Source organism: Streptomyces sp. NPDC093510 (assembly GCF_040683555.1).
In the GTDB taxonomy this organism is placed as follows: domain Bacteria; phylum Actinomycetota; class Actinomycetes; order Streptomycetales; family Streptomycetaceae; genus Streptomyces.
The window spans coordinates 28,836-52,450 of the sequence record NZ_JBFBEE010000021.1 but is presented as its reverse complement, the minus strand read 5'-3'; the positions used below and the strand labels follow the sequence as shown (position 1 = coordinate 52,450).

Genomic DNA, 23,615 nt, shown 5'->3' with positions numbered 1-23,615 from the left:
CCGAACCACAAGGAGAACCACCATGAAGAAGACGATGAGTGTGGTGCTGGGCACCGGCGCCCTCGTGATGGGCGCCGCCGGTATGGCGACCGCCGACTCCGGTGCTCAGGGCGCGGCCGTGAACTCGCCGGGCGTGATCTCGGGCAACAACATCCAGGTCCCGATCCACATCCCGGTGAACGCCTGCGGCAACACCGTCGACATCATCGGCCTGCTCAACCCGGCCTTCGGCAACACCTGCGTCAACGACTGATCCGACGCACCTCACTGCAGGGGCCCTCGCGGCACCGTGGTCCGAACGAGCGCGCCACCGACCTTCCCTATCGGTGGCGCGCTCGTGGCGTATGCGGAGCAGTTGAGGGGCGCGTGTCGCATCGCGGCCACTTTCGCGAGCCTGCGAAAGGGTGAGTCCGCGTGTCGGCGATCACGTGGCGCAGGTGTGCGGTAGCTGACAGTTCCGATTGTCGTAGCCATCCCCTAGGCTGACGCCATGCCCTTAACCCCTCCACCCCATGGTTCCGTGCGGTCTTCCGTCGAACTGAACGAGCGGATCCGCGGCCTGTGGCTGCGCGCCGGCGGCCGGCTCTCCGCCGAACAGCGCCGGGAGTACGAACGGTTGGTGACGGAGTGGGCCGCCGCGGTCCGCGAGGAGATGGTCAAGGCTGCGTAGGGGTTCCTCAAGCCCCTCGAGCCCCTTGATCCCCTCAAGTTCCTCAAGCCCCTCAAGTCCCCTCCCCTCGTCCGCATACCGCCAAGAAGCCGTCGATCCTCCGCAGCGTGTCCGCCACGCCGGTGTGCACGTGGTGGCCCGCCACCCCCAGGGACCGCGCGGCCCCGCCGGTCGCGGCCGTGGGCAGGTACTCCCGGACCAGCACTCCGCCAACACCGATCAGCACGCCCTCTTGGCTCGGCACCTCCCGTGCCCAACACTGAGCCGATGACGCAGCGCGTGGAACTCGCCGCCGTGATCGACCGGTTGGCCGTCGATGCCCTCATCACCGAGTACGCGGTGACCGTCGACGACGGTGACTGGGACGCCTACCGACAACTGTTCGCCCCAGGAGGGCGCGCCGACTACCGCTCCGCAGGCGGCATCGAGGGAGAAGCGGACGCGATCACCGCGTGGCTCGCGGAGACGATGCGGATGTTCCCCATGCGCCAGCACCTGATCACCAACCGCAGGCTGGAGTTCGGCACGCTGGACCAGGACATCGGCGACACGGCCCACGTACAGGCCGACTATGTGAACCCCATGCGGTTCGCGGAGCGCGCCGGCCCCGCGCAGTCCGGGGAGCCGTCCACTGCCCCGGACTTCGTCTGCGGCGGCCGTTACGGCTTCGGACTCCTCCGTACGCACAATGGCTGGCGCTTGCGCCAAGTGGTCGTCACGGAGAAGTGGCGCCGGCTCGCGGACGAGGGGCAGCGGCGGAAGCCGCCGGAACGGCAGGAGCCGTCCGAGCAGCGGGAGCCGTCCGAGCAGCGGCCGCCGTCCGAGTGGCGGGCGGCGGCCTCCGACACGTGACCCCCTCTCAAGATTCCCCCTGAGCTTCCCTTCTCGTCCCGGTTCTGGTCCCGGTTCTGGTGCCGGTTCTGGTGCCGGTTCTGGTGCCCGGCCCACTGTCCTAGATCGTCTATGGCGCGCACACTGATAAGTACGACCGGCGTCGGGCACCAGGGAGGCACTGCATGGACCAGTTCGGCGACGGCCGATGGGAGCGGCACCGGCGGCGCGCCGTGCACATGCTCGCGTCGCGCTGGTGGCGCGGCGGCCTCGCCGTCACTGCCGGGGCACTGCCCGCTCTGGCGTTCCCCGCCCCGTCGCTCTGGTGGTTCGCGTACGTGGCGCTCGTGCCCTGGATGCTGCTGGCCAGGTCGGCCCCGACCCCCCGGCGGGCCGCGCTCGACGGCTGGCTGGGCGGCCTCGGCTTCATGGTCGCCGTGCACCACTGGCTGCTGCCGAGCCTGCACGTGTTCACGGTCGTCATCGCCGCGCTGCTCGGCCTGCTGTGGGCGCCCTGGGGCTGGCTGGTGCGCCGGTTCCTCGGCGGTGTGCCCGAGTCCGGGCGGGCCGCGGCCGCGCTCGTGGTGCTGCCCTCGGGCTGGCTGATGGTCGAACTTGTCAGGTCCTGGGAAGGGTTGGGCGGGCCGTGGGGGCTGCTCGGCTCCAGTCAGTGGCAGGTGACACCCGCGCTGCGGCTCGCCTCGGTGGGCGGGGTATGGCTGATCAGCGCGTTCGTCGTGGCTCTGAACACGGGGGTCGCGCTGCTCGTCCTCGCCGCGGCCACCCGCCTCTCGGCCGCGCGTGCCGTGGCCCCCCGCCCATCCGCTTCTCGCACATTCCCCCTGGGCACAGCCGCTTCGCTTGCCGTACGGCGACCCGCCTCGTTCGGCACCCCGGGCGTCGCCGCCGTCCCCGCCGTCGTCGGGATACTCGCCGTCGCCACCGCCACCACCGCCGCCTGGGCCTGGGCGCCCCGTCCCGAGCCCGCCGGACACATCCGCGTGGGCGTCGTCCAGCCGGGCGTCATAGAGGACGGGATCGCGAGCGCCGACAAGCGCCTGGCCCGCGAAGAGGCGTTGACCCGGACGCTGGCTGACCGGGACCTGGACCTCGTCGTCTGGGGCGAGAGCAGCGTCGGCTACGACCTGTCCGACCGGCCGGACGTCGCGCGCCGGATCGCCGCGCTCTCCCGCGAGGTCGGCACGGACGTCCTGGTGAACGTCGACGCGCGCCGCTCCGACCGGCCCGGCATATTCAAGAGCTCCGTCCTGGTGGGCCCGGACGGGCCGACCGGCGACCGCTACGACAAGATGCGGCTCGTGCCCTTCGGGGAGTACATTCCGGCGCGGTCCCTGCTCGGCTGGGCGACGTCCGTCGGCAAGGCCGCGGGCGAGGACCGCAGGCGCGGCGACCGGCAGGTAGTGATGAACACCGGGCACGACCTGCGGATCGGGCCGCTCGTCTGCTTCGAGTCGGCGTTCCCCGACATGAGCCGCCGGCTCACCCGCGACGGCGCGCAGCTGCTGCTCGCCCAGTCCGCCACCTCGTCGTTCCAGTCCAGTTGGGCGCCCCCGCAGCACGCGTCGCTCGCGGCGGTGCGGGCCGCCGAGACGGGCCGCCCCATGGTGCACGCCACGCTCACCGGCGTCTCCGCCGTCCACGCGCCGGACGGCTCCCGCGTCGGCAGCCCGCTCGGCACCTCGGCGAGCGCCGCGGCGGTGTACGACGTACCGCTGGCCACGGGTGAGACGGCCTACGTCAGGTGGGGCGACTGGCCCGTGCACGCCGCGCTCGTCGTGCTTGCGGCGCTGTGCGTGGCCGAGGGGAGGCGTGCGCTCAGGCGGCCTGCTCCAGAGCGGCACGGACCACGCGCTCGCACAGTTCATGAGTCGCCAGTGCGTCCCGGGCGCTGAGCACCTTTCCGGCGCGCACGGCGTCGAGGAAGGCGAGGACGACCTGCTCGATGCCGCGCTGGCGGGCCATCGGCACCCAGTCGCCGCGCCGCCGCAGACTGGGCTGGCCCTTGTGGTCGACGATCTCGGCGAGGTTGAGCACCTGCCTCTTGGTGTCCTGTCCGGAGACTTCGAGGATCTCCTCGGCGGAGCCGCTCAGCCGGTTCATCATGCCGATCGCGATGAACCCGTCGCCGGCCAGTTGCACCACCACGTGGTGCATGAGCCCGTCCTCGACGCGGGAGCGCACCGTGATGTCGTCGATCGTGCCCGGCGCCAAGAAGCGCAGCGTGTCCAGGACGTGGATGAAGTCGTCGAGCACGAGCGTGCGCGGGTCCTCGGGCAGTCCCACGCGGTTCTTCTGCAGCAGGATCACCTCACGCGGGTGCTCGACGCACTGCGCGTAGCCGGGTGCGTAGCGGCGGTTGAAGCCCACGGCGAGGCTCACCCCGCGCTCCTCGGCGAGCCGCACGAGCCGCTCGGAGTCGGCGAATTCGTACGCGATGGGCTTGTCCACGTAGGTCGGCACGCCCGCTTCGACGAGGCGGGTGACGATCTCCGGGTGCACGGCGGTCGGCGCGTGCACGAACGCGGCGTCGAGGTCCTGGGCGAGCAGCGCGTCCAGGTCGGTGTGGCAGCGGGACTCCGGGATGTGGTGGACGCCTGCGACCCGGGCGAGGGTCGCGGGCGTGCGCGTCTGCAGGTGCAGTTCGACCCCGGGCTGGGTGGTGAGGACCGGCAGATACGCCTTCTGCGCGATGTCGCCCAGTCCAATGCAGCCGATCTTCACCACTGTCTCCCTACCGACCACTACCACTGGCCTACCGCTGTGCTGGCTCACGATCCGTCGCCTCCGCACTCCGCTGGGCGGCTTCGATCGTCGTTCCGGCAGCATACGGGGCCTGCGGGGGACGCCAGTCGGCGATGGAGGAGAAGCTGCGCATGACGAAGTCCGGGCCGATCCGCGTGGCCGCCGAGATGAGCGCGTTGCGTACGGCGATGAGCGGGGCACTGTCGAGGTGCGTGACACGGGAGGCACGTGCGGCACGCCGGACGATCTCCGTGGTGCGAAGGACGCGGGCCGCGCTGTAGGCGGCTAGGCCCGCGGCGAGGTCGCCGCCCGGCGCCGTGTGGTGGGCGAGGACGACGGCGTCCTCGATGGCCTGGTTGCCGCCCTGGCCGAGGCTCGGCGTCATGGCGTGCGCGGCGTCGCCGATGAGGGCGACGCGGCCGCGGTGGTACGCGGCGAGCGGCGTCGCCAGGTGACGGACGTCGTTGCGCAGGATGTCCTCGCTCCCGACGGCGGCGATCAGACCGGGGATCGGGGCGTGCCAGTCGGCGAAGCGGCGCTCCAGCTCGGCCTTCTCGCCGTCGGGCGCCCTGCCGCCTTCGGGCAGCCGGGCGGTGGCGTACGCGTACACGCGGCCGTCCCTGAGCGGGTGCGTGCCCCATACGCCGCCGCGCCCCCAGGTCTCGTGCGGCGCGAAGGCCTTGTCGGGCGCGAAGACCTCTTTCGGCGCGGGGACGACGAAGCGCCAGGCGGTGAACCCGGCGTACACGGGCCCGGGGTGGGCGGGGAAGAGGGCCGTGCGCACGGCGGAGTTGATGCCGTCGGCCCCGACGACGAGGTCCGCCTCGATGTCCCCCTCGTCGGTGGTGACGACGGCGGGGCGGTCGGCCGCGCCGGGATCCGTGAGACGGGCCCGCGTGCCGGTGCGCACCGCCTCCTCGGGCAGCGCGGACACCAGGAGGTCGACGAGGGTGGCGCGGTGCAGCATGACGAGTGTCCCGCCGTACGTCGCCTCGGCCGCGGCCGCGTTCGTGCGCACCAGCCAGCGGCCGCCCTGGGCGCGCATGCCGCCGTCGCCCTCCCAGGCGGCGAGGGCGCGGACCCGGTCCCCGAGGCCGAGGACGTCCAGGGCGCGCTGACCGTTGGGGGCGAGACCGATGCCGGAGCCGACGGGGTCCAGGGAGGCGGCGCGTTCGAGGACCGTGACGCTCCATCCGGACTCGTACAGACCGATGGCCGCGGCGAGTCCGCCGATGCCGCCGCCGATGACGACTGCGCGGGGCTGCTGCTTCATGGCTCCTCCTCTGCGGTTCCGCACGCGACCGCCGCGTGCGCGCCGCCCACTCCTGGACCACGGATGCTGAACTACAGCTGTAGTGAGCGACGGGATGACCGTACTACACCCGTAGTGAGCGGGGTAGGGTTTCCACCATGTCCGTACGCAGCGCGGGGGCCGCCCGCACCGAACTCATCGCCGACGCCGCCCTCGCCCTGCTCACCGAACGCGGCATGCGCGGCCTCACCCACCGGGCCGTCGACGAGGCGGCGGGGCTGCCCCAGGGCTCCACGTCCAATCACGCGCGCACCCGGCTCGCCCTCCTGGAGGCGGCGGTACGACGACAGGCCGAACGGGAGGCGGAGGTACTGGACCCCGCCGAGCTGCCGGACCCGGCGGCCGGCCGCGAACAACTGGCCGCGGGCCTCGCCCTGGCCCTGCACCGGTACCTGACCGGCGACCACCGTCAACTCCTCGTGTCTCGCTACGAGTTGGCCCTCGAAGCCACCCGCAGGCCGGAGCTGCGCGCCCACTACGACACGGCGGGCGCCCAGTTCAGAGAACCCGTGGAATCACTGCTCCGCGCCGCGGGCTCCACCGACCCCGCACGCCACACGCTCTCCCTGGTGGCCTGGTGCGACGGCATGATGTTCTCGTGCGTGGCCGGTTCGTACCACGCCACGACACCGACCCAGGAAGAACTGCGGAGCAGTGTGCGGGAGCTGCTGCGCGGGATGCTGGACGGATGACGGATGACGGGTGACGGATGACGGGTGACGGGTGACGGGTGACGGGTGACGTGTGTTGAGGGCCTGTGATGGGTGACGGGCACGGGGGCCCGGGCGCGACTCCGCCACCGTCACCCGTGCGGGCCAACCTCACAGGTTTCTGCGCCAAGGCCCCACGGGCACAGCAGAGTTGTGCGGGTGCCCCGACCCAGGACCACCACCGCGCTCCTCGTCTCCGTGGCCGTCTCGGCCGCCGTCTCCGGCTGCGTGAGCGTCGAGCGGCCCACGGGGGCCGGCCCCACCACGGTCACCGCGCCGCCGCCCGCGCCCCGTACCGACGGGAAGAACCGGCCGCGGATCGTGCAGGCCCCGGCCCGGGAGGCCCTGGAGCGCATGGGCCCGACCGGGCGGCCCTCCCCGAAGAGGACCGCCGCCGGGCCCGAGCCGTCGCCCCCGCCGCCCAGCCCCGACCGCCCGGCAGCCGCTCCCCCGCGCGCACCCGCGCCAGCGGCCCCGGTACGCAGACCTGTGGCGACACGGCCCGACGCGGGAGCCACCCGCCCCGCCCGGACCACGCCCCCGACAGCAAAGGGCTCGGACGTCTGCGCGCTCGGCGAGACGTACGGCAAGTGGGCCCCGGGCAGCCCTCAAGCCGTCATCTGCCGGGAGACGTACGGACGTTGACGCTACGGTGCATGCGCGGTGCCTCACGCCAACGACACCACGACGCCATGACGCCACGACGTGAGCACGGGTGGCTGTGCAGCGGCGACACCCCCGTGGCCGCCGCTGCACAGCCTCACCCCCGCCACGCCCCACCCCGTACACAGCCGTACCTCTCCCCCACCCCCCTTAAGCCCCCCGTTCCTCGCCCCCCCGCTCCCTCTACTCCTCCTCGCTCCCCTCCCCCACCTCCCTCTCCAGCCTGGTGATGGCCTCCTTGATTCCCCTGCCGTAGCCGTCGTCCTCCAGTGCGCCCACCGCTCTGCGGGCCCGGCGCAGGTGGCTGCGGGCGGCTTCGGGGCGGCCCAGCTTCACGTAGTCCGCGGCGAGGTTCAGGTGCAGGGAGGGGTAGAAGCCGCGCACCGCCAGCGAGCGGTGGTGTTCGCTCAGGCGCTCGTCGGTCAGCTCGTGCGCCGCCGACAACGCCCGGAGGTCCCAGGCGAGTTCATCCGACGGGTCGGCCTGCGTGTCCGCCATGTAGTGCGCGAGTGTGCAGCGGTGCAGCGGGTCGCCGGCCTCGCCGATCTCCCCCCACAGGCCGAGGAAGCGGTCCTGCGCCTCCTCGCGGTCGCCGCCGTGATGCAGCATGACCGCCTGCCCGATCCGGGTCATCATCGCGTCCTCCGCCGTGTACTCCTGCTGCTCCGTCACCGGGTCCTCCGTGGTCGTACGGCCATCGCCCCCATCCCTGACGACGCTAGCGGCCACCACTGACAATCGCGGTCAGGCACGTTCGGACGCGGGGTGCTCACGCGTACCGCTGGGCCAGCCCGGTGACGCTTCTGGCCACCTCGGCGCGGAGTTCGGGCGGGCCGAGCACCTCCGCCTCCAGGCCGAGCCGGAGAATGTCGCCGACCGCGACCGGCAGGCCCTCCACGTCGAGGTCCACCTCGGCCCAGCCGTCGGCGTCCGCCTCTCCCGCCCCTTCCACGGCCCGCGCCCCCGCCGCCCCGAACATCGCGGGCAGCAGCCGCCGCCCCGCCGGGGAAACCCTCAGCCGCGCCGTGCCCTGCAACACCCGCGCCTCGAGGCCGCGCGACGACGCCTCCCAGTACGCCACCAGGTCGAAGCCACCGGGACGCTCACAGGGCTCCTGAGTTCCCGTCACCGCCAGGAACCGCGACACACGATACGTACGGACGTCACCGTCGGCCGCCGCCACCAGGTACCAGATGCCCGCCTTGAGGACGAGCCCCAAGGGATGCAGCTCGCGCCGGACTTCACCGCCCCAGCGCCGGTAGTGGGCCCGCAGCACCCGCTGCCGCCACACCGCGTCGGCGGCCACGGCGAGCAGCGGCGCCGGTTCCGCCGTGCGGAACCACGCGGCCGCGTCGAGGTGGAAGCGCTCCTGGATGCGCCGCGACCGCTCGCCGAGCCCGGCGGGCAGCGCCGCCGCCAACTTCAGCTGGGCGGTGGCCAGTTCCGCGCCCAGGCCGAGCTCGGCGGCGGCCCCCGGCATACCGGCAAGGGCCAGCGAGTCGGCCTCGTCGTCGGTGAGGCCCGTCAGCCGGGTGCGGTAACCGTCAAGGAGGCGGAAACCGCCCGCCGGGCCGCGTTCCGCGTAGAGGGGCACTCCGGAGGCGGCGAGCGCCTCGGCGTCCCGGTAGACGGTCCTGACGGAGACCTCCAGCTCTGCGGCGAGCTCGGGCGCGGTCATGCGGCCCCGGTTCTGGAGCAGCAGGAGAAGAGCCAGCAGCCGGTCGGCACGCACGCGATCAGATCTTCCTCAGTACGGGTCTTCCTCGGGGCGGGTCTTCCTCAGTACGGGTCTCCCTCGGGGCGGCCCTTCCTCTGGACGGGAGTCGTCCTCAGTGCAAGCCCACCCCGGTACCTGACAGAAGGTGTCAGGTACAGCTGACAGTGTGCTTCTCACGGCGCCCACGGCAGTCGGGCCCCTTAACCGTCGAGGAGAACCATGACCAAGGAACCCATCGGCACGACGACCACCGACAAAACCACCGGCACGGTCACCGGCACCTTCACCTTCGCCGGCTGGGACGAGCAGCCCGTCGTCGGCGCGGACGGCGGCGCGCGCATCGCACACGCCGCCGTCGTCAACGACTACACCGGCGCCGTCGAGGCGACGGGCACCTCCTGCGAGTACACCATCGCGTACACGAGCGAGACGGTCGGCGCCTTCGTCGGCTACGAGTTCGTCGACGGGAAGCTCGACGGCCGCGCGGGATCGTTCGTCATCGAGCAGCGCGGTTCCTTCGGCGCCGACGGAACCATCCGGTGCTCCTTCACCGTGCTGCCCGGCTCGGGCACCGGTGACCTGGCGGGGCTCACCGGAGCCGGTTCGTTCACCGCGCGGGAGGGGCAGTCCACCACCCCGTACTCCCTCGACTACGCGGTCGAGGGCTGACGTCAGCCCATGTCCGGGATGCGCCAGTCGATCGGCTCGTGCCCCTGCGCCGCGACCGCTTCGTTGATCTGCGTGAAGGGGCGCGAGCCGAAGAACCTCTTCGCGGACAGCGGCGAGGGGTGCGCGCCCTTCACGACGACATGCCGCTCCTCGTCGATGAGCGGCAGCTTCTTCTGGGCGTAGTTCCCCCACAGGACGAAGACGGCGGGGTCGGGGCGGTCCGCCACCGCCCTGATCACCGCGTCCGTGAACTTCTCCCAGCCCTTGCCCTTGTGGGAATTGGCCTCTCCGGAGCGGACCGTCAGGACCGCGTTCAGCAGGAGGACGCCCTGCTGGGCCCACGGCATCAGATAGCCGTTGTCCGGCACGGGGTGACCGAGCTCCTCCTTCATCTCCTTGTAGATGTTCCGCAGGGAGGGCGGGGTCCGCACACCGGGGCGCACGGAGAAGCAGAGACCGTGCCCCTGGCCCTCGCCGTGGTACGGGTCCTGGCCGAGGACCAGGACCTTGACCTGGTCGTACGGCGTCGCGTCGAGGGCGGCGAAGACCTCCTCGCGCGGAGGGTAGACAGGGCCCTTCGCCCGCTCCTGCTCGACGAACTCGGTGAGCTCTTTGAAGTAGGGCTTCTGGAGCTCCTCGCCGAGGACTCCGCGCCAGGACGCGGGCAGCATGGCGATGTCGGTCACGTCAACAACCTCCGGTGTGCGGTCACTTCTCACCACAGAACCTACCGGCGACCACTGACAATCGACCGCACCGCCCGGATGATCACCGTCCGGACCGTCGACGCCGGGACTGCCCCACCCGCTACCAGCTGGTCTTGCGCTGCAGCTCCCACATCATCATGATCGCCGAGGGGTCGAGGGCGCGCTCGCCGCCCGCGATCTCCTCGCTGGACATGATGTACTGCTTGCCCTGCCACAGCGGGAGCAGCCTGACATCGTCGACGAGGATCTCCTGGGCCCGCTCGAACTCGTCGACCACCGCGCCCCGGTCGGTCTCCCTGCGCTCGCGCGGCAGCACCTGGTCGGTGATCTCCTTGGACAGGTAAGGCGTGTTCAGCACGTTCTCGGGGCCGACGAACGGCGCGATGAAGTTGTCCGCGTCGGGGAAGTCGGGGAACCAGCCGCGCCCGAAGACGGGGTACTCGCCCTTGCTGTACCCCTCCTGGAACTCGGTCCAGGGACGGCTCTTGAGCGTGATCTTGAAGAGGCCCGACGCCTCCAGCTGCCGCTTGAGCTCGGCGAACTCCGGCTCGGTCGCAGACCCGTAGCGGTCGGTGGTGTACCAGAGAGTGAGCGGCACCGGCTGGTGGATGCCGGCGTCGGTGAGGATCTTTCTGGCCTTGGCCGCGCTGGGGTTTCCGTAGTCGTCGAAGAACCCGGTGGCGTGGCCCGTGAGCCCCCTCGGGACCATCGAGTACAGCGGCTCGACGGTGTCCTTGTAGATCTTGTGGGCGATGGCGCCGCGGTCGACGACCTGGGCGAACGCCTTACGGACCGGGAGCTTCCGCGCCCACGGGTCCTTGGTGTTGAACACCAGGTAGCGGATCTCGGTGCCCGAGCCCTCGACGAGCTCGATGTCCTGCTCGCGCCTGCCCCTGCCCTGCATGGCGATGATGTCCTCGGAGGCCAGGCCTCGGAAGGTCACGTCGATCTGCTTGTTCTTGAGGGCGTCGACCATCGCCGACGACTTCTTGAAGTAGCGGATGGTCACGGCGTCGTTCTTGACGTCGGCCGCGCCCTTGTAGTGGTCGTTCTTGACCAGCTCGACCTTCTGGTTCGGGGAGTACGCCTTGAGGGTGTACGGGCCGGAGCCGGTGAGCGAGTTGCCCTCGCGAAGCTTGTCCGCCGGGTACTCACCGGGGTCGACGATGGACATGGCCGGTGTCGCGAGCACGAAGGGGAAGGTCGCGTCCGCCTTCTTGAGGTGGAAGACGATGGTCCGGTCCCCCTTCGTCTCGATCTTGTCGAGCGAGCCGAGCAGACCGGCGGGACCGCCCTTCACCACCTTCTTGGCGTCGAGGGTCAGCATGCGGTCGAAGGAGTACTTCACGGCCGCCGCGTCCAGCTCGTCGCCGTCGGAGAACTTCAGGCCTTCGCGTAGCTCACAGGTGAAGACCGTGCTGGAGGGGTCGCTGAACTCGCAGGACTCCGCGGCGTCCGGTTCGGGCTCGGTGGCCCCCGAGGGGAAGCTGAGCAGCGTCTGGAAGACGTTCCTGTAGAGCTCCCATGAGCTGTCCCAGGCCTTCGCGGGGTCCAGGGTGCTGGGCGCGCTCATGGTGCCGACGGTGATCTGCTCCTCGTCGTCCGACCCTTCGGACGACAGCACCCCACAACCGGCGAGCAGGGATATGGACGCGATCGCCGCCACCGGGCGCAGACCCCTGGTCCGCTTGACAGGGGGGACTTCACTGAACACGCGCACGCTCCTCGATCGGCCATGCCATGGGGTCGGGAGACAATATCGCAGTGCCCTGCCGGGCCAAGTCTCGGCGCCGACAGGGCACTTGATGCGCGAGTACGTCACTGAAAGCGGCGTACGCGCCGTCCTCGGTGGGTGTGCGGCCTTCGTCAGCCGACGCCCGCATTGAGGAAGATGCCGCCATCGACCACGAGTGTCTGGCCCGTGATCCAGTCGGACTGGCCGGACGTGAGGAACGCTGCCGCGCCCCCGATGTCCTCCGGCACACCGAGCCTGCCGAGCGGGTAGGAGGCGGCCGCCTCCGCCTCGCGGCCCTCGTACAGCGCCTGGGCGAACTTGGTCTTGACGACCGCGGGCGCGATGGAGTTGACGCGCACCTTCGGCGCGAACTCGTGCGCCAGTTGCAGGGTGAGGTTGACCATGGCGGCCTTGCTCATCCCGTACGCCCCGATGAACGGCGAGGCGGAGACGCCGGCGACGGAGGCGATGTTCACGATCGCGCCGCCGTTCTCGCTCTGCCAGGCCCGCCACGTGTGCTGGGCGAAGCCGAGCGCCGAGATGACGTTGGTCTCGAACACCTTGCGCGCCACGTTCAGGTCGAGCTCGGCCATGGGGCCGAAGACCGGGTTCGTGCCCGCGTTGTTGATCAGGAAGTCGACCCGGCCGAACGCCTCCATCGTGCGTTCGACGGCGACCGCCTGGTGCACCTCGTCGTGGGCCTTGCCCGCGACGCCGATGACCCGGTCGGAGCCGAGCTTCTCGACGGCCTCCTTGAGGGCGTCCTCGTTGCGTCCGGTGATGCAGACACGGTCGCCGCGGGCGACCAGCGCCTCGGCGATGCCGTATCCGATGCCGCGGCTCGCGCCCGTGATGAGCGCCGCCTTCCCGCTGTCCTGCACAGCCATGATCTTCGCCTTCCAGCTTTCCAGGTCAGTTGAGCGGGCCGCCGGCGACGTACATGACCTGTCCGGAGACGAAGCCCGCGGCGTCGCCCGTGAAGAAGGCGATGGCGTTGGCGATGTCCTCGGGGCGGCCGACGCGCTGGACCGGGATCTGGGTGGCGGCCGCGGCCTGGAAGTCCTCGAAGCCCATGCCGACGCGGTCCGCGGTGGCCTTCGTCATCTCGGTGACGATGAAGCCCGGGGCGACGGAGTTGGCGGTGACGCCGAACTTGCCGAGCTCCTTGGCGAGGGTCTTCGTGAAGCCCTGCAGGCCGGCCTTGGCGGCGGCGTAGTTGACCTGGCCGCGGTTGCCGAGCGCGGAGGACGAGGAGAGGTTGACGATACGGCCGAAGCCCGCGTCCACCATGTGCTTCTGGCAGGCCTTGGACATCAGGAAGGCGCCGCGCAGGTGCACGTTCATGACCGTGTCCCAGTCGCTCGCGCTCATCTTGAAGAGGAGGTTGTCGCGGAGCACACCGGCGTTGTTGACGAGGATCGTCGGCGCGCCGAGCTCCTCGGCGATGCGGGCGACGGCGGCCTCGACCTGGGCCTCGTCGGACACGTCGCAGCCGACGGCGAGCGCCTTGCCACCGGCCGCGGTGATCTGCGCGACGGTGTCCTTGCAGGCTGCCTCGTCGAGGTCGATGACGGCCACGGCGCGGCCCTCGGCCGCGAGCCGTACGGCGGTCGCCGCGCCGATGCCTCGCGCTGCGCCGGTCACGACAGCGACGCGCTGCTCTGTGGTGGACATGCTGGTTCTCCTCGCCCTTGATACGGCTCTACGGATACGGCTCTACGGATGCGGCTCTGCGGGATGCGGGCCCACGGTACGCCTGATGGTGAGCGACCGCTTAGTACCTTCAGCTGGACGAGACGCTAGAAGCCCTGGCACCGGGTGTCAACGGCAGGCAGGTGAGCCGGGCCGCTTTACCTGACCAACAGGTCGAGGAGACGGTCCACCTCGGCCTCGGGATCCGCCGTCAGACCGGTGTGCACCGGCCCCGGCTGGACCACCGTGGAGCGGGGCGCGATCAGCCAGCGGAAGCGCCGCCCCGCGTCGTCGCGCTCGGCCTGCCCCGCGGCCTCGCCGCCCCGGCAGACCCGCTCGACGGCGCCGAGAGCGGCCCTGATGCCCGCCACGTCGGCCGCCGGGTCCAGGGCGAGGAGCTTCGCCTCGTCCAGGTGTGTCCTGGCGGCCACGAAGGACTTGGCGCGGCAGTAGACCACGACACCCGCGTTGAACTGTTCGCCGCGCTCCACCCGTGGCACGACGCGCACCAGCGCGTACTCGAAGACGTCCCGCACGGGCCCGGTCTGCTCGGTCACTTGGTGGCGCCCTTCGGCTCGGTCCCCGGCAGGGTGATCCGCTCGTGGATGGTCGCGGCCCGGGGCAGCAGAGCGGCCACGTACGCGTGGCGCACGTCGTCCGGACCGTCGAAGCCCGGCTCGTCCCTCAGCCACTCCTCGGGCACCTCTGCCACGACCTCGGTGAGGAGTTCCTCGGTGACGAGGGGCGCGAGCTCGGCGGCGGCCGCCGCCACGTCGGGCCCGTAGGGGGCGAGGACGTGGTCCGACGCGTCGTACGGCTTGGCGGCCGCGGTCTGCGCGGTGCGCCAGTTGTGGTGCCAGATCATGCTCGCCCCGTGGTCGATGAGCCACAGGTCACCGTGCCACATGAGCAGGTTCGGATTGCGCCAGGACCGGTCCACGTTGTTGATCAGGGCGTCGAACCAGACGACGCGGCCCGCCTCCGCCGGGTCCACGTCGTAGGCGAGCGGGTCGAAGCCGAGGGCGCCCGACAGGAAGCCCATGCCGAGGTTGAGCCCGCCGCTCGCCTTGAGCAGTTCCTGCACGCGCTCGTCGGGCTCACCGAGGCCCAGAATCGGGTCGAGCCGGATGCCGACGAGCCGCGGCATCCGCAGACCGAGCCTGCGGGCCAGCTCGCCGCAGATCACCTCGGCCACGAGCGTCTTGCGCCCCTGTCCCGCGCCGCTGAACTTGATGACGTACGTCCCGTACGTGCCGTGGTCGTCGGCCTCGACGACGCCGGGCAGCGAACCACCTTCCCGTAGGGGCGTGACGTAGCGGACCGCGGTGACTTCGCTGAGCATTGCCCCAGGTTACTGCCGGTCCCACGCTGTTCGATCACATGGCCCGCTGTCTACAGTGCCCGGCATGGACTCCCCTGATCTTCCTCGGCAGTTCGCCCGCACCCGCCGCTTCTCGCTGGGGGTGCCCCGGGGCTTCACGGTCTCACCGGACGGTGAACGGGTGCTGTTCGTGCGGTCCACCGCGGGCGACGACCCGGTGGGCAGGCTGTGGGTGCACGAGCAGGGGGCCGAGCGCATGCTGGTCGATCCGCCGGCGTTGGGCGAGACGGGGCCGGTGCCGGAGGCGGAGCGGATCCGTAGGGAGCGCGCTCGGGAGACGTCACAAGGAGTGGTGGCTTTCGCGACCGACCACCACGCGCGCGTGGTGGCCTTCGCTCTGGGCGGCGCGCTCTGGGTGGTGGAGACGGACGGCGGCACGCCGCGCCGCATCCGCACGGCGGGCCCTGTGGTCGACCCGCGACCGTCGCCCGACGGGAGCCTCATCGCATACGTCACCGGGGGCGCCCTGCGCGTCGTCGGCGTCGACGGCGCGGGCGACCGGGCGCTCGCAGAGCCGGAGGGCGACGAGGCCACGTACGGTCTCGCCGATCATGTGGCCGCCGAGTCGATGGGCAGGCAGCGCGGTTTCTGGTGGTCTCCGGAGAGCGACGCTCTGATCGTCGCGCGGGTGGACGCCTCTGAAGTACGACGCTGGTGGCTGTCCGATCCGGCCAGGCCCGACCTGCCGCCGCGCGCGATCCGCTATCCGGCGGCGGGCACCGCCAACGCCGAGACGTCGCTGCACATCCTGCGCGTGGACGGGACACGCGTCGCGGTGCGCACCCCGGAACACGTGTCGGAGCACCATCTCCACGGCGAGTGGACGGACGGCGCCTTCGAGTACGTCCCCACGGTGTGCTGGGACGCCCACGGGCCGCTGATCACACTCCAGACCCGCGACCAGCGTTCCCTGTACGTACTGGAGGTGGATCCGGGCACAGGCGACGCGGCGGCGGTCGGACACCGGCGCGACCACGCCTGGCTCGAATTGATGCCGGGCGCTCCGCTGCGCCTGGCGAGCGGCCGGGTCGTGACGCACTGGAACGTGCGCGGCGGCACACGCGGCCTACGGGTCGGCGACACCAGGACGCCGCGCGGCCTCCAGGTCCGCGAGGTCCTGGGCGGCGTGGGCGACCGGGTCTGGTTCACCGCCTCGTACGAGCCCACGGAGGTGCACGTCTGGTCGTTCGACCACCAGGACGACGAGCCCGACCCCGAGCGACGTACCGGCACCCTGCGACAGATCAGCGAGGGCCCCGGAGTGCACACCGCGGCCGTCGGCGGCGACACCGTGGTCCTCGACAGCAGGACGCCCGAGGGTCAGACGGTGACGGTGCTGCGCGGGGGCGAGCCGGCCGGGCGGATCGCGGTGTTCGCGGAGGAGCCGGTGGTGACGCCACGGCCCCGCCACCTCACGCTCGGGAAGCGGGAGCTGCGGAGCGCGCTGTACCTGCCGTCCTGGCACGAGCCGGGCAGCGCGAAGCTTCCCGTCCTGCTCTGCCCCTACGCGGGTCCAGGAATCCAACTCGTGGTCCACGCGCGCGCGTGGTGGACGATCGTGGCGCAGTGGTTCGCGGAGCAGGGGTACGCGGTGCTGATCACTGACGGGCGCGGCACGCCCGGCCGCGGCGACGACTGGGAGAAGGCCGTGCACGGCGACCAGCTGACGCCGGTCCTCGACGACCAGGTCGACGCGCTGCACGCCGCCGCCGAGCGGTTCCCCGACCTCGACCTGGGGCGCGTGGGCATCCGCGGCTGGTCCTTCGGTGGCTTCCTCGCGGCGGGCGCGGTGCTGCACCGTCCCGATGTCTTCCACGCGGCGGTGGCGGGTGCCGCGCCGACGGACCTGCGGCTGTACGACACGCACTGGAAGGAGCGCTATCTCGGCCATCCCGACGTCCGGCCCGACCAGTACGAGCGCTGCTCGCTGGTCGCGCACGCGCACCTCCTGGAGCGGCCGCTGATGCTGGTCCACGGGTTCGCGGACGACAACGTCCTGCCCGTCCACATGCTGCGGTTCTCCGCGGCGCTGCTCGCCGCGGGCCGCCCGCACACCGTGCTGCCGCTGCCCGGGGCGAGCCACCTGGTACAGGACGAGGCGGCGGCGAACCTGCTGCGACTCGAACTCGACTTCCTGGGGAAGTCCTTGAACGCCTGAACACGGCGGCCCGCGCCTGCGTACCACCGGGCATGACGACTTCCGAAGAGCCATGGACGACTTCCGAAGAGCCATGTATGACGACTTCCGAAGAGACCGTCTCCGCGCCCTGCCGCCGCACGGTCGTGGCCACGATCGGTGCCGCGGGCATCGCCGCCGCCCTCACCGCCTGCGGGGCGGGCGACGACAAGAGCTCCTCCGCGCCCGCGGGCGGGAGCGTGCTGGCCAGGACGTCGGACATTCCCGTGGGAGGCGGCAAGGTCTTCAAGGACGCGGAGATCGTGGTCACCCAGCCCACCGAGGGCGATTTCAAGGCGTTCTCCAGCCTGTGTACGCACAAGCGGTGTCCGGTGGCGAGCGTCGAGGGCGGCACCATCAACTGCCCCTGTCACGGCAGCAAGTTCGACATCGCCGACGGCGGTGTGCGGGGCGGCCCCGCACCGAAGCCGCTGCCCGCGGCCGGGATCACCGTCACGGGCGACTCGATCAAGCTGGCCTAGCCGGTGCGGCCCGGCCGCTTCCAGGCGCCGAGCACGTCCTGTGTGGTGGTGACGGTGGCGACGAGCGCGAGGGTGTTGCGGACCATGGCCGGGGTGTAGTCGGCGGGGACTCCCGCGATGGCGTCCGCGGGCACGACGGCCGTGTAGCCGAGGTTCACGGCGTCGAACACGGCGTTCGGGATCGCGACGTTGGCGGAGACCCCGGTGACCAGCAGGGTGCGGCAGCCCAGATTGCGCAGCAGCGGGTCCACGTCGGTGCCCGCGATGGGTGACAGACCGTGCAGGCGGCGTACGACGAGGTCCTCGTCGGCGACTTCGATGGGCGGGGCGATCCGGACGGCCGCGGTGCCCGAGTGCTGCTGCACGGGCAGCCGTTCGACGGCCCGGAAGAGCCGGGCGTTGTGGCTGGCCCCGCGTCCGTCGGGCCGCCGCTCGGCGACCGCGTGCAGGACCTGGACACCGCTCCGGTGAGCCGCGGACACCAGCCGGGCGATGTTGGCGAGGGCGCCCGACTTCCTTGCCTCCGTGGCGAGTTCGGGCAGGGCACTCTCGGCGCCGACGACGCCCTGCTGGCACTCGACGGTCAGCAGGGCCGTGGTTGCGGGGTCGAGGAGTTCCGTGAGCTGTTCGTACGACGGCATGGCTTCCCCCTGTCGCGGACGTCGCGCGAGGCTAACGGCCATTGCGTCACGAAGGAAGAGCCCGCATCCTTTCCTGACGTACGGTCAGAAGTCCGTGTGGAACGCCTTGTAGTGCCCGTGAAACACCTTGAAGTGCCCGTGGAACGCCTTGAAGTGGAGGACACATGGCCGTCACTCAACGCCGGGGTCGCAGGATCATGATGACGCCGGACGAGCTCGACGCGTTCCTCGCCGCGGAGCGCACATGCCGGGTGGCGACCGTGTCCCGGGACGGCGCCCCGCACGCCAGCCCCCTCTGGTTCGCCTGGGACGGCACCTCGCTGTGGCTGTACTCCATCACCCGCAGCAAGCGCTGGTCCGACCTGCGCAAGGACCCGCGAGTCGCCGTGGTGGTGGACGCCGGTGAGGAGTACGGAGAGCTGCGCGGCGTGGAGCTGACGGGCACCGTGGAGTTCGTCGGCGAGTGCCCGCGCGTGGGCGACCCGTGCCCCGAACTCGACGCCCCGGAGCGGATGTTCGCCCGCAAGGTGTTCGGTCTGGACGAGATGCCGCACGACGGCCGCCATGCCTGGATCCGCCTGACGCCGGACTCCGTCGCGTCCTGGGACTTCCGGAAACTGGCCGCGCTGGGGTAGCCGGAAGCTCACTGCCACGCACTCGTAGGAGCCCCGCACCCACCGGCACCCCCACACCTACTGGAGCCCCGCACCCACCGGCACCCCCACCTACCGGAGCCCCGCCCCCGCCGCCCTCAGCGCCTCCGCCGCCGCCCTGATCGACGGGCGGCGGTCCGCGTCCGCCCGCCACACCACGTACACGTGCCGACGCACGCGCTGGCGCACCGGGACCGCGCGCACCCCCGCCGGCATCGGGTCACGGCCCAACTGCGGGGCCACGCACACGCCCAGACCGGCCGCGACCAGCGCGAGCTGCGTGTGGTGCTCCTCCGCGCGGTGGGCGACGCGCGGCTCGACGCCCTTGCCGCGCAGGGTGAACATCAGCCACTCGTGGCAGAACTCGCCTTCCGCCCAGGTGATCCATTCGTCGTCCGCGAACTCCTCCAAGTCCACTTCGGCGCGGTCGGCCAGGGGGTGCGCCGCGGGCATCGCGATGTCGGCGGGGTCGTCGAGGAGGGGCACCTTGACCAGGCCGTCTGGGACCGGCAGCGGCTTGTTGTACCAGTCGAGGACGATGGCCATGTCGATGTCGCCGCGCACCACCGCCGCGATGGCGGGCATCGGCTCCAGTTCGTGGCAGCACACCCGCAGCCCGGGGTGGTCGGTCCGAAGCGCGGACAGCGTGGCGGGCATCAGGCCGCGCATGGCCGTGGGGAACGCGCCGATCCGCAGCTCGCCGACCGCCTTGCCGCGCTGTTCCTCCAAGTCGGCCTGGGCGAGCTCGACCTGCGAGAGGATGCGCGCGGCATGCTCGGCGAGGAGCCGTCCCGCGTCGGTCAGACGCACACCCCTGCCGTTCTTGGCGAGCAGTTGCTGGCCCACCTCGCGCTCAAGCTTCGTCATCTGCTGCGAGACCGCGGACGTCGTGACGTGCAGACCCGCGGCGGCCCCGCTGACGGAGCCGTGCCGGGCGAGGGCGTCGAGCGTACGCAGGCGCTCCAGGTTCAACATGTAAGCGATGCTACGCGATACAGCGCAGGAAATCTCGCTTGTGCTACGAGATCGTGGGAGTCCATCGTGAGTCGCATGAGCACCGTGCCCGCACCGCCCCGACCACCGGCCGCCACCGCCTCCACCTCCACCTCCACCTCCACCTCCACCTCCACCTCCGGCCCTACCTCATCCAGTCCGACTGCGTCCCGTCCCACACCTGCCGCGCCGGCGCGCCCCGCCCTCGACTGGCGTGTCCGCTTCGGCATCCTCTCGCTGATCTGGGGCTTCAGCTTCCTGCTGATCAAGGTGGGCACGGAGGGGTACGCGCCGTTCCAGGTCACCCTGGGGAGGCTGGCGTTCGGCACGGCCGTGGTCGCCGCCGTGCTCGTGGTGAAGCGGGAGCGGCTGCCGCGCGGGACGCGGACCTGGCTGCATCTGACGGTGGCGGCCTTCCTGCTCAACGCACTGCCGTTCTCGCTCTTCGCGTACGCGGAGCTGACGATCCCGTCGACGCTCGCCGGGATCTGCAACGCGACGTCGCCACTGTGGGGCATGGCCCTCTCCCTGGTCGCGCTCTCCGAGGACCGGCCGACCCGGCGCCGCGTCGCGGGCCTCGGCATCGGCTTCTTCGGTGTGCTCACCGTGCTCGGCGCGTGGCAGGGCTTCAGCGGCCTGGACCTCCGCGGCACGGCGATGGCGCTGCTCGCCTCGCTCAGCTACCCGATCGGCTGGATCTACGTACGCCGCACGCTCGCCGGATCCGGCCACTCGAACCTCTCCCTGTCCGGCGCCCAGTTGCTCGTGGCGACGGCCGAACTGGCCGTGGTGACACCGTTGTTCACCTCGATGCCGACGCACTTCCCGGTCGTGCCGCTGCTGGCGATCGTGGCACTCGGCGCCCTCGGCACCGGGCTCGCCTTCCTGATGCAGTACGCGCTGGTCGCCGAGGTCGGCCCGACGACCGCGCAGATGGTCACGTACTTCATCCCGGTCATCGCGACCGCCGCGGGCGTCGCGGTGCTCGGCGAGTCCTTGAGCTGGTCGACGCCGGTCGGCGCGGTCATCGTCCTGGCGGGCGCCGCGCTCACCCAGTCCAGGCCCCGCAAGGCGGCGCCCCCGCAAGCGCGTCCACCCCGTCAGTCGTAGCGCCGCACGAGAGCGGGCCCGGTGGCGGAGGCGACGGCGTCCGCCACCACCGCGATCTCCTCGTCGTCGAGCGCCGCCACGGTGATCCGCACCGCGGGCGGCGTGCCCAGCCGGAACCGCGCCCCCGGGGCCACCGCCCACCCCGCGTGCAGCAGCCGCGCGACCGCCCCCGTCTCGTCGGGCACCGGCACCCACACGTTCATGCCACTGCGCCCGTACGCGGACACGCCCCGTTCGGCGAGCGCCGCGATCAGCGCGTCCCGGCGCCGCCCGTAGGACGCCGCCACCACGCGGGCGTCGACCGCGTCGGAGGCCCAGAGCTGGGCGACGGCGCGTTGCAGCAGCCGGCTCACCCAGCCGGGCCCGAGACGCTGGCGCCCCTGGAGCCGGTCGACGGTGACAGGGTCCCCGGTGAGCACGGCGAGCCGCAGGTCGGGACCGTACGCCTTGGCGGTCGAGCGGATGAGGGCCCAGCTGCGGGTCGCCCCGGCCAGCGGATGCAGCGGCAGGTCGACGATGCCGTGCCCGTGGTCGTCCTCGATGAGCAGCACGTCCTGGTGCGCGGCGAACACTTCCCGCAGGGCACGCGCGCGTGGAGCGGTGACGGCGGCACCCGTGGGGTTCTGGGCGCGGTCCGTCACGATGGCCGCCCGCGCGCCGGACGCCAGCGCCCGCTCCACATCGCCGGGCAGCGGGCCCTCGTCGTCCACGCCCACCGGAATCGCGCGCAGCCCGAGGGCGGGGACGAGGTCGAGCAGGCTGCCCCAGCCGGGGTCCTCCAGGGCGACGCCGTCGCCGGGCTTGAGATGGGCGGCGAGCACGCGCTCGATGGCGTCGAGCGATCCGGAGGTGACGGCGAGGGGACCACGAGGAACGCCGTCGGCGTCGAAGGCCGCGCGCGCGTGGCGTTCGAGTTCCGGGTCCACTGCCCCCTCTCCATAGAGGACGGGGCGCTCGTCGCTCTGTGCCGCGGCCGCCGCGAAGGCGTCGGCGATCGCGGGCAGCAGCTTCGGGTCGGGATTCCCCAAGGAGACGTCCCGCACGCCGGGCGGCGCGTCCACCCTCATCAGTTCGCGCGCGGTGGTCGCGGGCTTGGGGCGTACGCGGCTCCCGCGCCGCCCCGACGTCTCGATGACCCCGCGTTCGCGCAAGGTGCGGTAGGCGGCCGCCACGGTATTGGCGTTCACTCCGAGGCGTACCGCCAACTCCCGCATGGGCGGCAGCAGTTGCCCCGGTTCGAGACCGCCCTCACCCACGGCGCGCTCCACACTGGCCGCGATCTCGGCTGCGCGCCGACCTTCGATCCGATACTCTCCTAGCACAAAGCAGATTATGCACTAGAGCAATAGCCCTCGCAAGTACCAGAGCAGTACCAAAAACAGCAGCAAGAGAAGCAGCAGTAGGAACCGCAGTACAGGGAGAGCCATGCAGACGACGCCGAGCACCACCGACACCACTGCGCCGGACAGCGCCGCCTACGCACCGACCGAGCGCACGATCCCGACCCGCTCCCGCGAGCGCGCTTCGTACGACCACGAGTCGGTGCACGCGATACTCGACGAGGCCTACGTCTGCCATCTCGGGTTCGTGCGCGACGGCGCGCCCGTGGTGCTGCCGACGCTCTACGGACGGGTCGGCAACCACCTGTACGTGCACGGCTCGACGGGGTCCCGGCCGCTGCGCATGGCGAGCAGCCCCTCCACTTCCGCCGCCTCCTCCTCCACCTCCACCTCCGCCGAGCAGGACCCGGGCCTCCAGGTGTGTCTGACCGTCACCCACGTCGACGGCCTGGTCCTGGCCCGCTCGGCGTTCCACCACTCGATCAACTACCGCTCCGTCGTGGTCCACGGCACGGCCCACCAGGTCACCGACCCGGAGGAGAAGCGGCTCGCGCTGGACGCGCTGGTCGACCACGTGGTGCCGGGCCGCGCCGCCGACTCCCGCCCCGCCGACGCCAAGGAGCTCGCGGCCACCGCCGTGCTCCGCCTCGACCTGAACGAGGTGTCGGCGAAGACGCGCACCGGGGGCCCGAACGACGAGCCGGAGGACATGGACCTCCCCCACTGGGCGGGCGTGGTCCCGCTCCGCAAGGGCTACGACGCCCTGATCCCCTCCGCCGACCTCGCGCCGGGCATCGAGGTGCCCGACTACCTGGCCGGGTCGTGATGCTGATCCATCTCTGGGACGCCGCCCACACCGACACCGAGTGGCAACAGTGGCTCGCCGCCCACGACTTCGGGCAGCTCGCCGTGAACGGCCTGCCGGGCGAGCCGCCCCACGCGCAGCCGCTCACCCCCTGTGGCACGCGCTGGAGGCAGACCCCGAGGTGCTCCTGAGCGTGGTCGACGACTACGTGTGCGTGCCGGGGCCGTGACAGGCGAGGGCGGCTCCGCACGCGCGGCGGTGGGCGAGGCCCCGTACGACCGCATGCTCTCCGGCCTCCGTGCGCTGTGCCTCGAAGTGACCGGCGTACACGCGAAGTTCAAGTACGCGGGTCACAAGCCGGCCGAGGTGCAGGACCGCATCGCCGCGGGCCTCGCCGAACGGCAGGGCCCGGGCGACGCGGCCGCGCGCGCCCACCAGGCACGCCGCTGCGCTTCCTGACGGGGCCGGGCGGGACGCGAGGCCGGGACCAGCCCGACAGGGCGGGGCAGGACGCGAGGCCGGGACCAGCCCGACAGGGCGGGGCAGGGCGGGGTGAGAGGGAGAG

24 protein-coding genes and 2 pseudogenes are annotated in these 23,615 nt (G+C 71.8%); 13 read left to right on the top strand and 13 right to left on the bottom strand.

The window, feature by feature from the left end:
• Nucleotides 1–22: 22 nt before the first annotated feature.
• The 4 genes and pseudogenes from AB0N81_RS30030 (at nt 23) to lnt (ending at nt 3,414) form a co-directional block, all read left to right on the top strand.
• A complete protein-coding gene (locus AB0N81_RS30030; RefSeq protein WP_365363772.1) occupies nt 23–253 on the top strand; it encodes a chaplin in 231 nt (76 codons plus the stop codon).
• A 237-nt stretch (nt 254–490) separates the two neighbouring features.
• Complete coding sequence (locus tag AB0N81_RS30025) at nt 491–670, top strand: hypothetical protein (RefSeq protein ID WP_365363770.1); 180 nt, start codon at nt 491–493, stop codon at nt 668–670.
• A 267-nt stretch (nt 671–937) separates the two neighbouring features.
• A pseudogene (locus tag AB0N81_RS30020) lies at nt 938–1,414 on the top strand (nuclear transport factor 2 family protein); the annotation flags it as partial.
• Between the two features lie 326 nt (nt 1,415–1,740).
• Entirely contained in the window at nt 1,741–3,414 is a 1,674-nt protein-coding gene (gene lnt, locus AB0N81_RS30015; RefSeq protein ID WP_365363928.1) for an apolipoprotein N-acyltransferase, read from the top strand.
• On the opposite strand, the gene AB0N81_RS30010 is transcribed toward lnt, so the two are convergent.
• Nucleotides 3,338–4,243 (bottom strand): Gfo/Idh/MocA family oxidoreductase, encoded by a 906-nt coding sequence (locus tag AB0N81_RS30010; protein ID WP_365363768.1) that lies wholly within the window; start codon nt 4,241–4,243, stop codon nt 3,338–3,340. The two genes, lnt and AB0N81_RS30010, sit on opposite strands and share 77 nt — an antisense overlap.
• Before the next feature lie 31 nt (nt 4,244–4,274).
• Entirely contained in the window at nt 4,275–5,537 is a 1,263-nt protein-coding gene (locus AB0N81_RS30005) for an FAD-dependent monooxygenase (RefSeq protein ID WP_365363766.1), read from the bottom strand.
• A 137-nt stretch (nt 5,538–5,674) separates the two neighbouring features.
• Between AB0N81_RS30005 and AB0N81_RS30000 the strand changes: the two genes are divergently transcribed.
• Both AB0N81_RS30000 and AB0N81_RS29995 read left to right on the top strand, forming a co-directional pair.
• Nucleotides 5,675–6,268: a TetR family transcriptional regulator gene (locus AB0N81_RS30000; protein WP_365363764.1), complete on the top strand. Its 594-nt coding sequence runs from the start codon at nt 5,675–5,677 to the stop codon at nt 6,266–6,268.
• Between the two features lie 177 nt (nt 6,269–6,445).
• Nucleotides 6,446–6,931: a hypothetical protein gene (locus AB0N81_RS29995; RefSeq protein ID WP_365363762.1), complete on the top strand. Its 486-nt coding sequence runs from the start codon at nt 6,446–6,448 to the stop codon at nt 6,929–6,931.
• Nucleotides 6,932–7,132: 201 nt separating this feature from the next.
• Here the strand turns inward: AB0N81_RS29995 and AB0N81_RS29990 are convergent, their stop codons facing one another.
• Both AB0N81_RS29990 and AB0N81_RS29985 read right to left on the bottom strand, forming a co-directional pair.
• Nucleotides 7,133–7,621, bottom strand: a complete 489-nt coding sequence (locus AB0N81_RS29990; protein WP_365363760.1) for a hypothetical protein — start codon at nt 7,619–7,621, stop codon at nt 7,133–7,135.
• A 97-nt stretch (nt 7,622–7,718) separates the two neighbouring features.
• The gene (locus AB0N81_RS29985) at nt 7,719–8,681 is read right to left on the bottom strand and encodes a WYL domain-containing protein (protein ID WP_365363758.1); all 963 of its coding nucleotides are present in this window, start codon (nt 8,679–8,681) and stop codon (nt 7,719–7,721) included.
• Nucleotides 8,682–8,885: 204 nt separating this feature from the next.
• Between AB0N81_RS29985 and AB0N81_RS29980 the strand changes: the two genes are divergently transcribed.
• Nucleotides 8,886–9,335 (top strand): DUF3224 domain-containing protein, encoded by a 450-nt coding sequence (locus tag AB0N81_RS29980; RefSeq protein ID WP_365363756.1) that lies wholly within the window; start codon nt 8,886–8,888, stop codon nt 9,333–9,335.
• A gap of 2 nt (nt 9,336–9,337) precedes the next feature.
• Here AB0N81_RS29980 and ung read toward each other — a convergent pair whose 3' ends face one another.
• The 6 genes from ung to AB0N81_RS29950 all read right to left on the bottom strand — a co-directional run bounded on the left by ung (nt 9,338) and on the right by AB0N81_RS29950 (nt 14,811).
• Nucleotides 9,338–10,021, bottom strand: coding sequence for a uracil-DNA glycosylase (gene ung, locus AB0N81_RS29975; protein WP_365363754.1), 684 nt, complete (start codon nt 10,019–10,021; stop codon nt 9,338–9,340).
• A 121-nt stretch (nt 10,022–10,142) separates the two neighbouring features.
• The gene (locus AB0N81_RS29970) at nt 10,143–11,756 is read right to left on the bottom strand and encodes an ABC transporter substrate-binding protein (protein ID WP_365363753.1); all 1,614 of its coding nucleotides are present in this window, start codon (nt 11,754–11,756) and stop codon (nt 10,143–10,145) included.
• Between the two features lie 152 nt (nt 11,757–11,908).
• Complete coding sequence (locus AB0N81_RS29965) at nt 11,909–12,664, bottom strand: SDR family oxidoreductase (RefSeq protein ID WP_365363750.1); 756 nt, start codon at nt 12,662–12,664, stop codon at nt 11,909–11,911.
• 25 nt (nt 12,665–12,689) lie between these two features.
• Nucleotides 12,690–13,451, bottom strand: coding sequence for a 3-oxoacyl-ACP reductase FabG (gene fabG, locus AB0N81_RS29960; RefSeq protein WP_365363748.1), 762 nt, complete (start codon nt 13,449–13,451; stop codon nt 12,690–12,692).
• Between the two features lie 176 nt (nt 13,452–13,627).
• Nucleotides 13,628–14,026 (bottom strand): DUF3037 domain-containing protein, encoded by a 399-nt coding sequence (locus AB0N81_RS29955; protein WP_365363746.1) that lies wholly within the window; start codon nt 14,024–14,026, stop codon nt 13,628–13,630.
• Nucleotides 14,023–14,811 carry a HipA family kinase gene (locus AB0N81_RS29950; RefSeq protein ID WP_365363744.1) on the bottom strand — a complete coding sequence of 263 codons (789 nt, stop codon included), beginning with the start codon at nt 14,809–14,811 and terminating at the stop codon, nt 14,023–14,025. The genes AB0N81_RS29955 and AB0N81_RS29950 overlap by 4 nt, the downstream gene beginning before the upstream one ends.
• Nucleotides 14,812–14,875: 64 nt before the next feature.
• Between AB0N81_RS29950 and AB0N81_RS29945 the strand changes: the two genes are divergently transcribed.
• Together AB0N81_RS29945 and AB0N81_RS29940 are read left to right on the top strand one after the other, a co-directional pair.
• Nucleotides 14,876–17,008, top strand: a complete 2,133-nt coding sequence (locus tag AB0N81_RS29945; RefSeq protein WP_365363742.1) for a prolyl oligopeptidase family serine peptidase — start codon at nt 14,876–14,878, stop codon at nt 17,006–17,008.
• A gap of 77 nt (nt 17,009–17,085) precedes the next feature.
• Nucleotides 17,086–17,508: a Rieske (2Fe-2S) protein gene (locus AB0N81_RS29940; protein ID WP_365363740.1), complete on the top strand. Its 423-nt coding sequence runs from the start codon at nt 17,086–17,088 to the stop codon at nt 17,506–17,508.
• Here AB0N81_RS29940 and AB0N81_RS29935 read toward each other — a convergent pair.
• Entirely contained in the window at nt 17,505–18,149 is a 645-nt protein-coding gene (locus AB0N81_RS29935) for a cysteine hydrolase (RefSeq protein WP_365363738.1), read from the bottom strand. The two genes, AB0N81_RS29940 and AB0N81_RS29935, sit on opposite strands and share 4 nt — an antisense overlap.
• A 164-nt stretch (nt 18,150–18,313) precedes the next feature.
• On the opposite strand from AB0N81_RS29935, the gene AB0N81_RS29930 reads away from it, so the two are divergent.
• Nucleotides 18,314–18,784, top strand: a complete 471-nt coding sequence (locus AB0N81_RS29930) for a pyridoxamine 5'-phosphate oxidase family protein (protein WP_365363737.1) — start codon at nt 18,314–18,316, stop codon at nt 18,782–18,784.
• 90 nt (nt 18,785–18,874) lie between these two features.
• Here the strand turns inward: AB0N81_RS29930 and AB0N81_RS29925 are convergent, their stop codons facing one another.
• Nucleotides 18,875–19,777, bottom strand: coding sequence for a LysR family transcriptional regulator (locus AB0N81_RS29925; RefSeq protein WP_365363735.1), 903 nt, complete (start codon nt 19,775–19,777; stop codon nt 18,875–18,877).
• Nucleotides 19,778–19,852: 75 nt separating this feature from the next.
• Here AB0N81_RS29925 and AB0N81_RS29920 point away from each other — a divergent pair, with 75 nt between their 5' ends.
• Entirely contained in the window at nt 19,853–20,905 is a 1,053-nt protein-coding gene (locus AB0N81_RS29920) for a DMT family transporter (RefSeq protein WP_365363733.1), read from the top strand.
• On the opposite strand, the gene AB0N81_RS29915 is transcribed toward AB0N81_RS29920, so the two are convergent.
• A complete protein-coding gene (locus tag AB0N81_RS29915; protein WP_365363731.1) occupies nt 20,896–22,227 on the bottom strand; it encodes an aminotransferase class I/II-fold pyridoxal phosphate-dependent enzyme in 1,332 nt (443 codons plus the stop codon). The two genes, AB0N81_RS29920 and AB0N81_RS29915, sit on opposite strands and share 10 nt — an antisense overlap.
• A 103-nt stretch (nt 22,228–22,330) precedes the next feature.
• Here AB0N81_RS29915 and AB0N81_RS29910 point away from each other — a divergent pair, with 103 nt between their 5' ends.
• Nucleotides 22,331–23,071: a pyridoxamine 5'-phosphate oxidase family protein gene (locus tag AB0N81_RS29910; RefSeq protein WP_365363729.1), complete on the top strand. Its 741-nt coding sequence runs from the start codon at nt 22,331–22,333 to the stop codon at nt 23,069–23,071.
• Nucleotides 23,071–23,509: pseudogene (locus AB0N81_RS29905) on the top strand (hypothetical protein). Before AB0N81_RS29910 ends, AB0N81_RS29905 begins: the two are co-directional and overlap by 1 nt.
• Nucleotides 23,510–23,615 lie beyond the last annotated feature (106 nt).

What these genes read in the sequence shown, in the direction of transcription:
- AB0N81_RS30000 (WP_365363764.1), top strand. Translation starts at nt 5,675, where the DNA reads ATGTCCGTACGCAGCGCGGGGGCCGCCCGCACCGAACTCATCGCCGAC.
- AB0N81_RS29920 (WP_365363733.1), top strand. Translation starts at nt 19,853, where the DNA reads ATGAGCACCGTGCCCGCACCGCCCCGACCACCGGCCGCCACCGCCTCC.
- AB0N81_RS29980 (WP_365363756.1), top strand. Translation starts at nt 8,886, where the DNA reads ATGACCAAGGAACCCATCGGCACGACGACCACCGACAAAACCACCGGC.
- lnt (WP_365363928.1), top strand. Translation starts at nt 1,741, where the DNA reads ATGCTCGCGTCGCGCTGGTGGCGCGGCGGCCTCGCCGTCACTGCCGGG.
- AB0N81_RS29930 (WP_365363737.1), top strand. Translation starts at nt 18,314, where the DNA reads ATGGCCGTCACTCAACGCCGGGGTCGCAGGATCATGATGACGCCGGAC.
- AB0N81_RS30030 (WP_365363772.1), top strand. Translation starts at nt 23, where the DNA reads ATGAAGAAGACGATGAGTGTGGTGCTGGGCACCGGCGCCCTCGTGATG.
- AB0N81_RS29935 (WP_365363738.1), bottom strand. Translation starts at nt 18,149, where the DNA reads ATGCCGTCGTACGAACAGCTCACGGAACTCCTCGACCCCGCAACCACG.
- AB0N81_RS29950 (WP_365363744.1), bottom strand. Translation starts at nt 14,811, where the DNA reads ATGCTCAGCGAAGTCACCGCGGTCCGCTACGTCACGCCCCTACGGGAA.
- AB0N81_RS30025 (WP_365363770.1), top strand. Translation starts at nt 491, where the DNA reads ATGCCCTTAACCCCTCCACCCCATGGTTCCGTGCGGTCTTCCGTCGAA.
- AB0N81_RS29910 (WP_365363729.1), top strand. Translation starts at nt 22,331, where the DNA reads ATGCAGACGACGCCGAGCACCACCGACACCACTGCGCCGGACAGCGCC.
- AB0N81_RS29965 (WP_365363750.1), bottom strand. Translation starts at nt 12,664, where the DNA reads ATGGCTGTGCAGGACAGCGGGAAGGCGGCGCTCATCACGGGCGCGAGC.
- fabG (WP_365363748.1), bottom strand. Translation starts at nt 13,451, where the DNA reads ATGTCCACCACAGAGCAGCGCGTCGCTGTCGTGACCGGCGCAGCGCGA.
- AB0N81_RS29945 (WP_365363742.1), top strand. Translation starts at nt 14,876, where the DNA reads ATGGACTCCCCTGATCTTCCTCGGCAGTTCGCCCGCACCCGCCGCTTC.
- AB0N81_RS29925 (WP_365363735.1), bottom strand. Translation starts at nt 19,777, where the DNA reads ATGTTGAACCTGGAGCGCCTGCGTACGCTCGACGCCCTCGCCCGGCAC.
- AB0N81_RS29940 (WP_365363740.1), top strand. Translation starts at nt 17,086, where the DNA reads ATGACGACTTCCGAAGAGACCGTCTCCGCGCCCTGCCGCCGCACGGTC.
- AB0N81_RS30005 (WP_365363766.1), bottom strand. Translation starts at nt 5,537, where the DNA reads ATGAAGCAGCAGCCCCGCGCAGTCGTCATCGGCGGCGGCATCGGCGGA.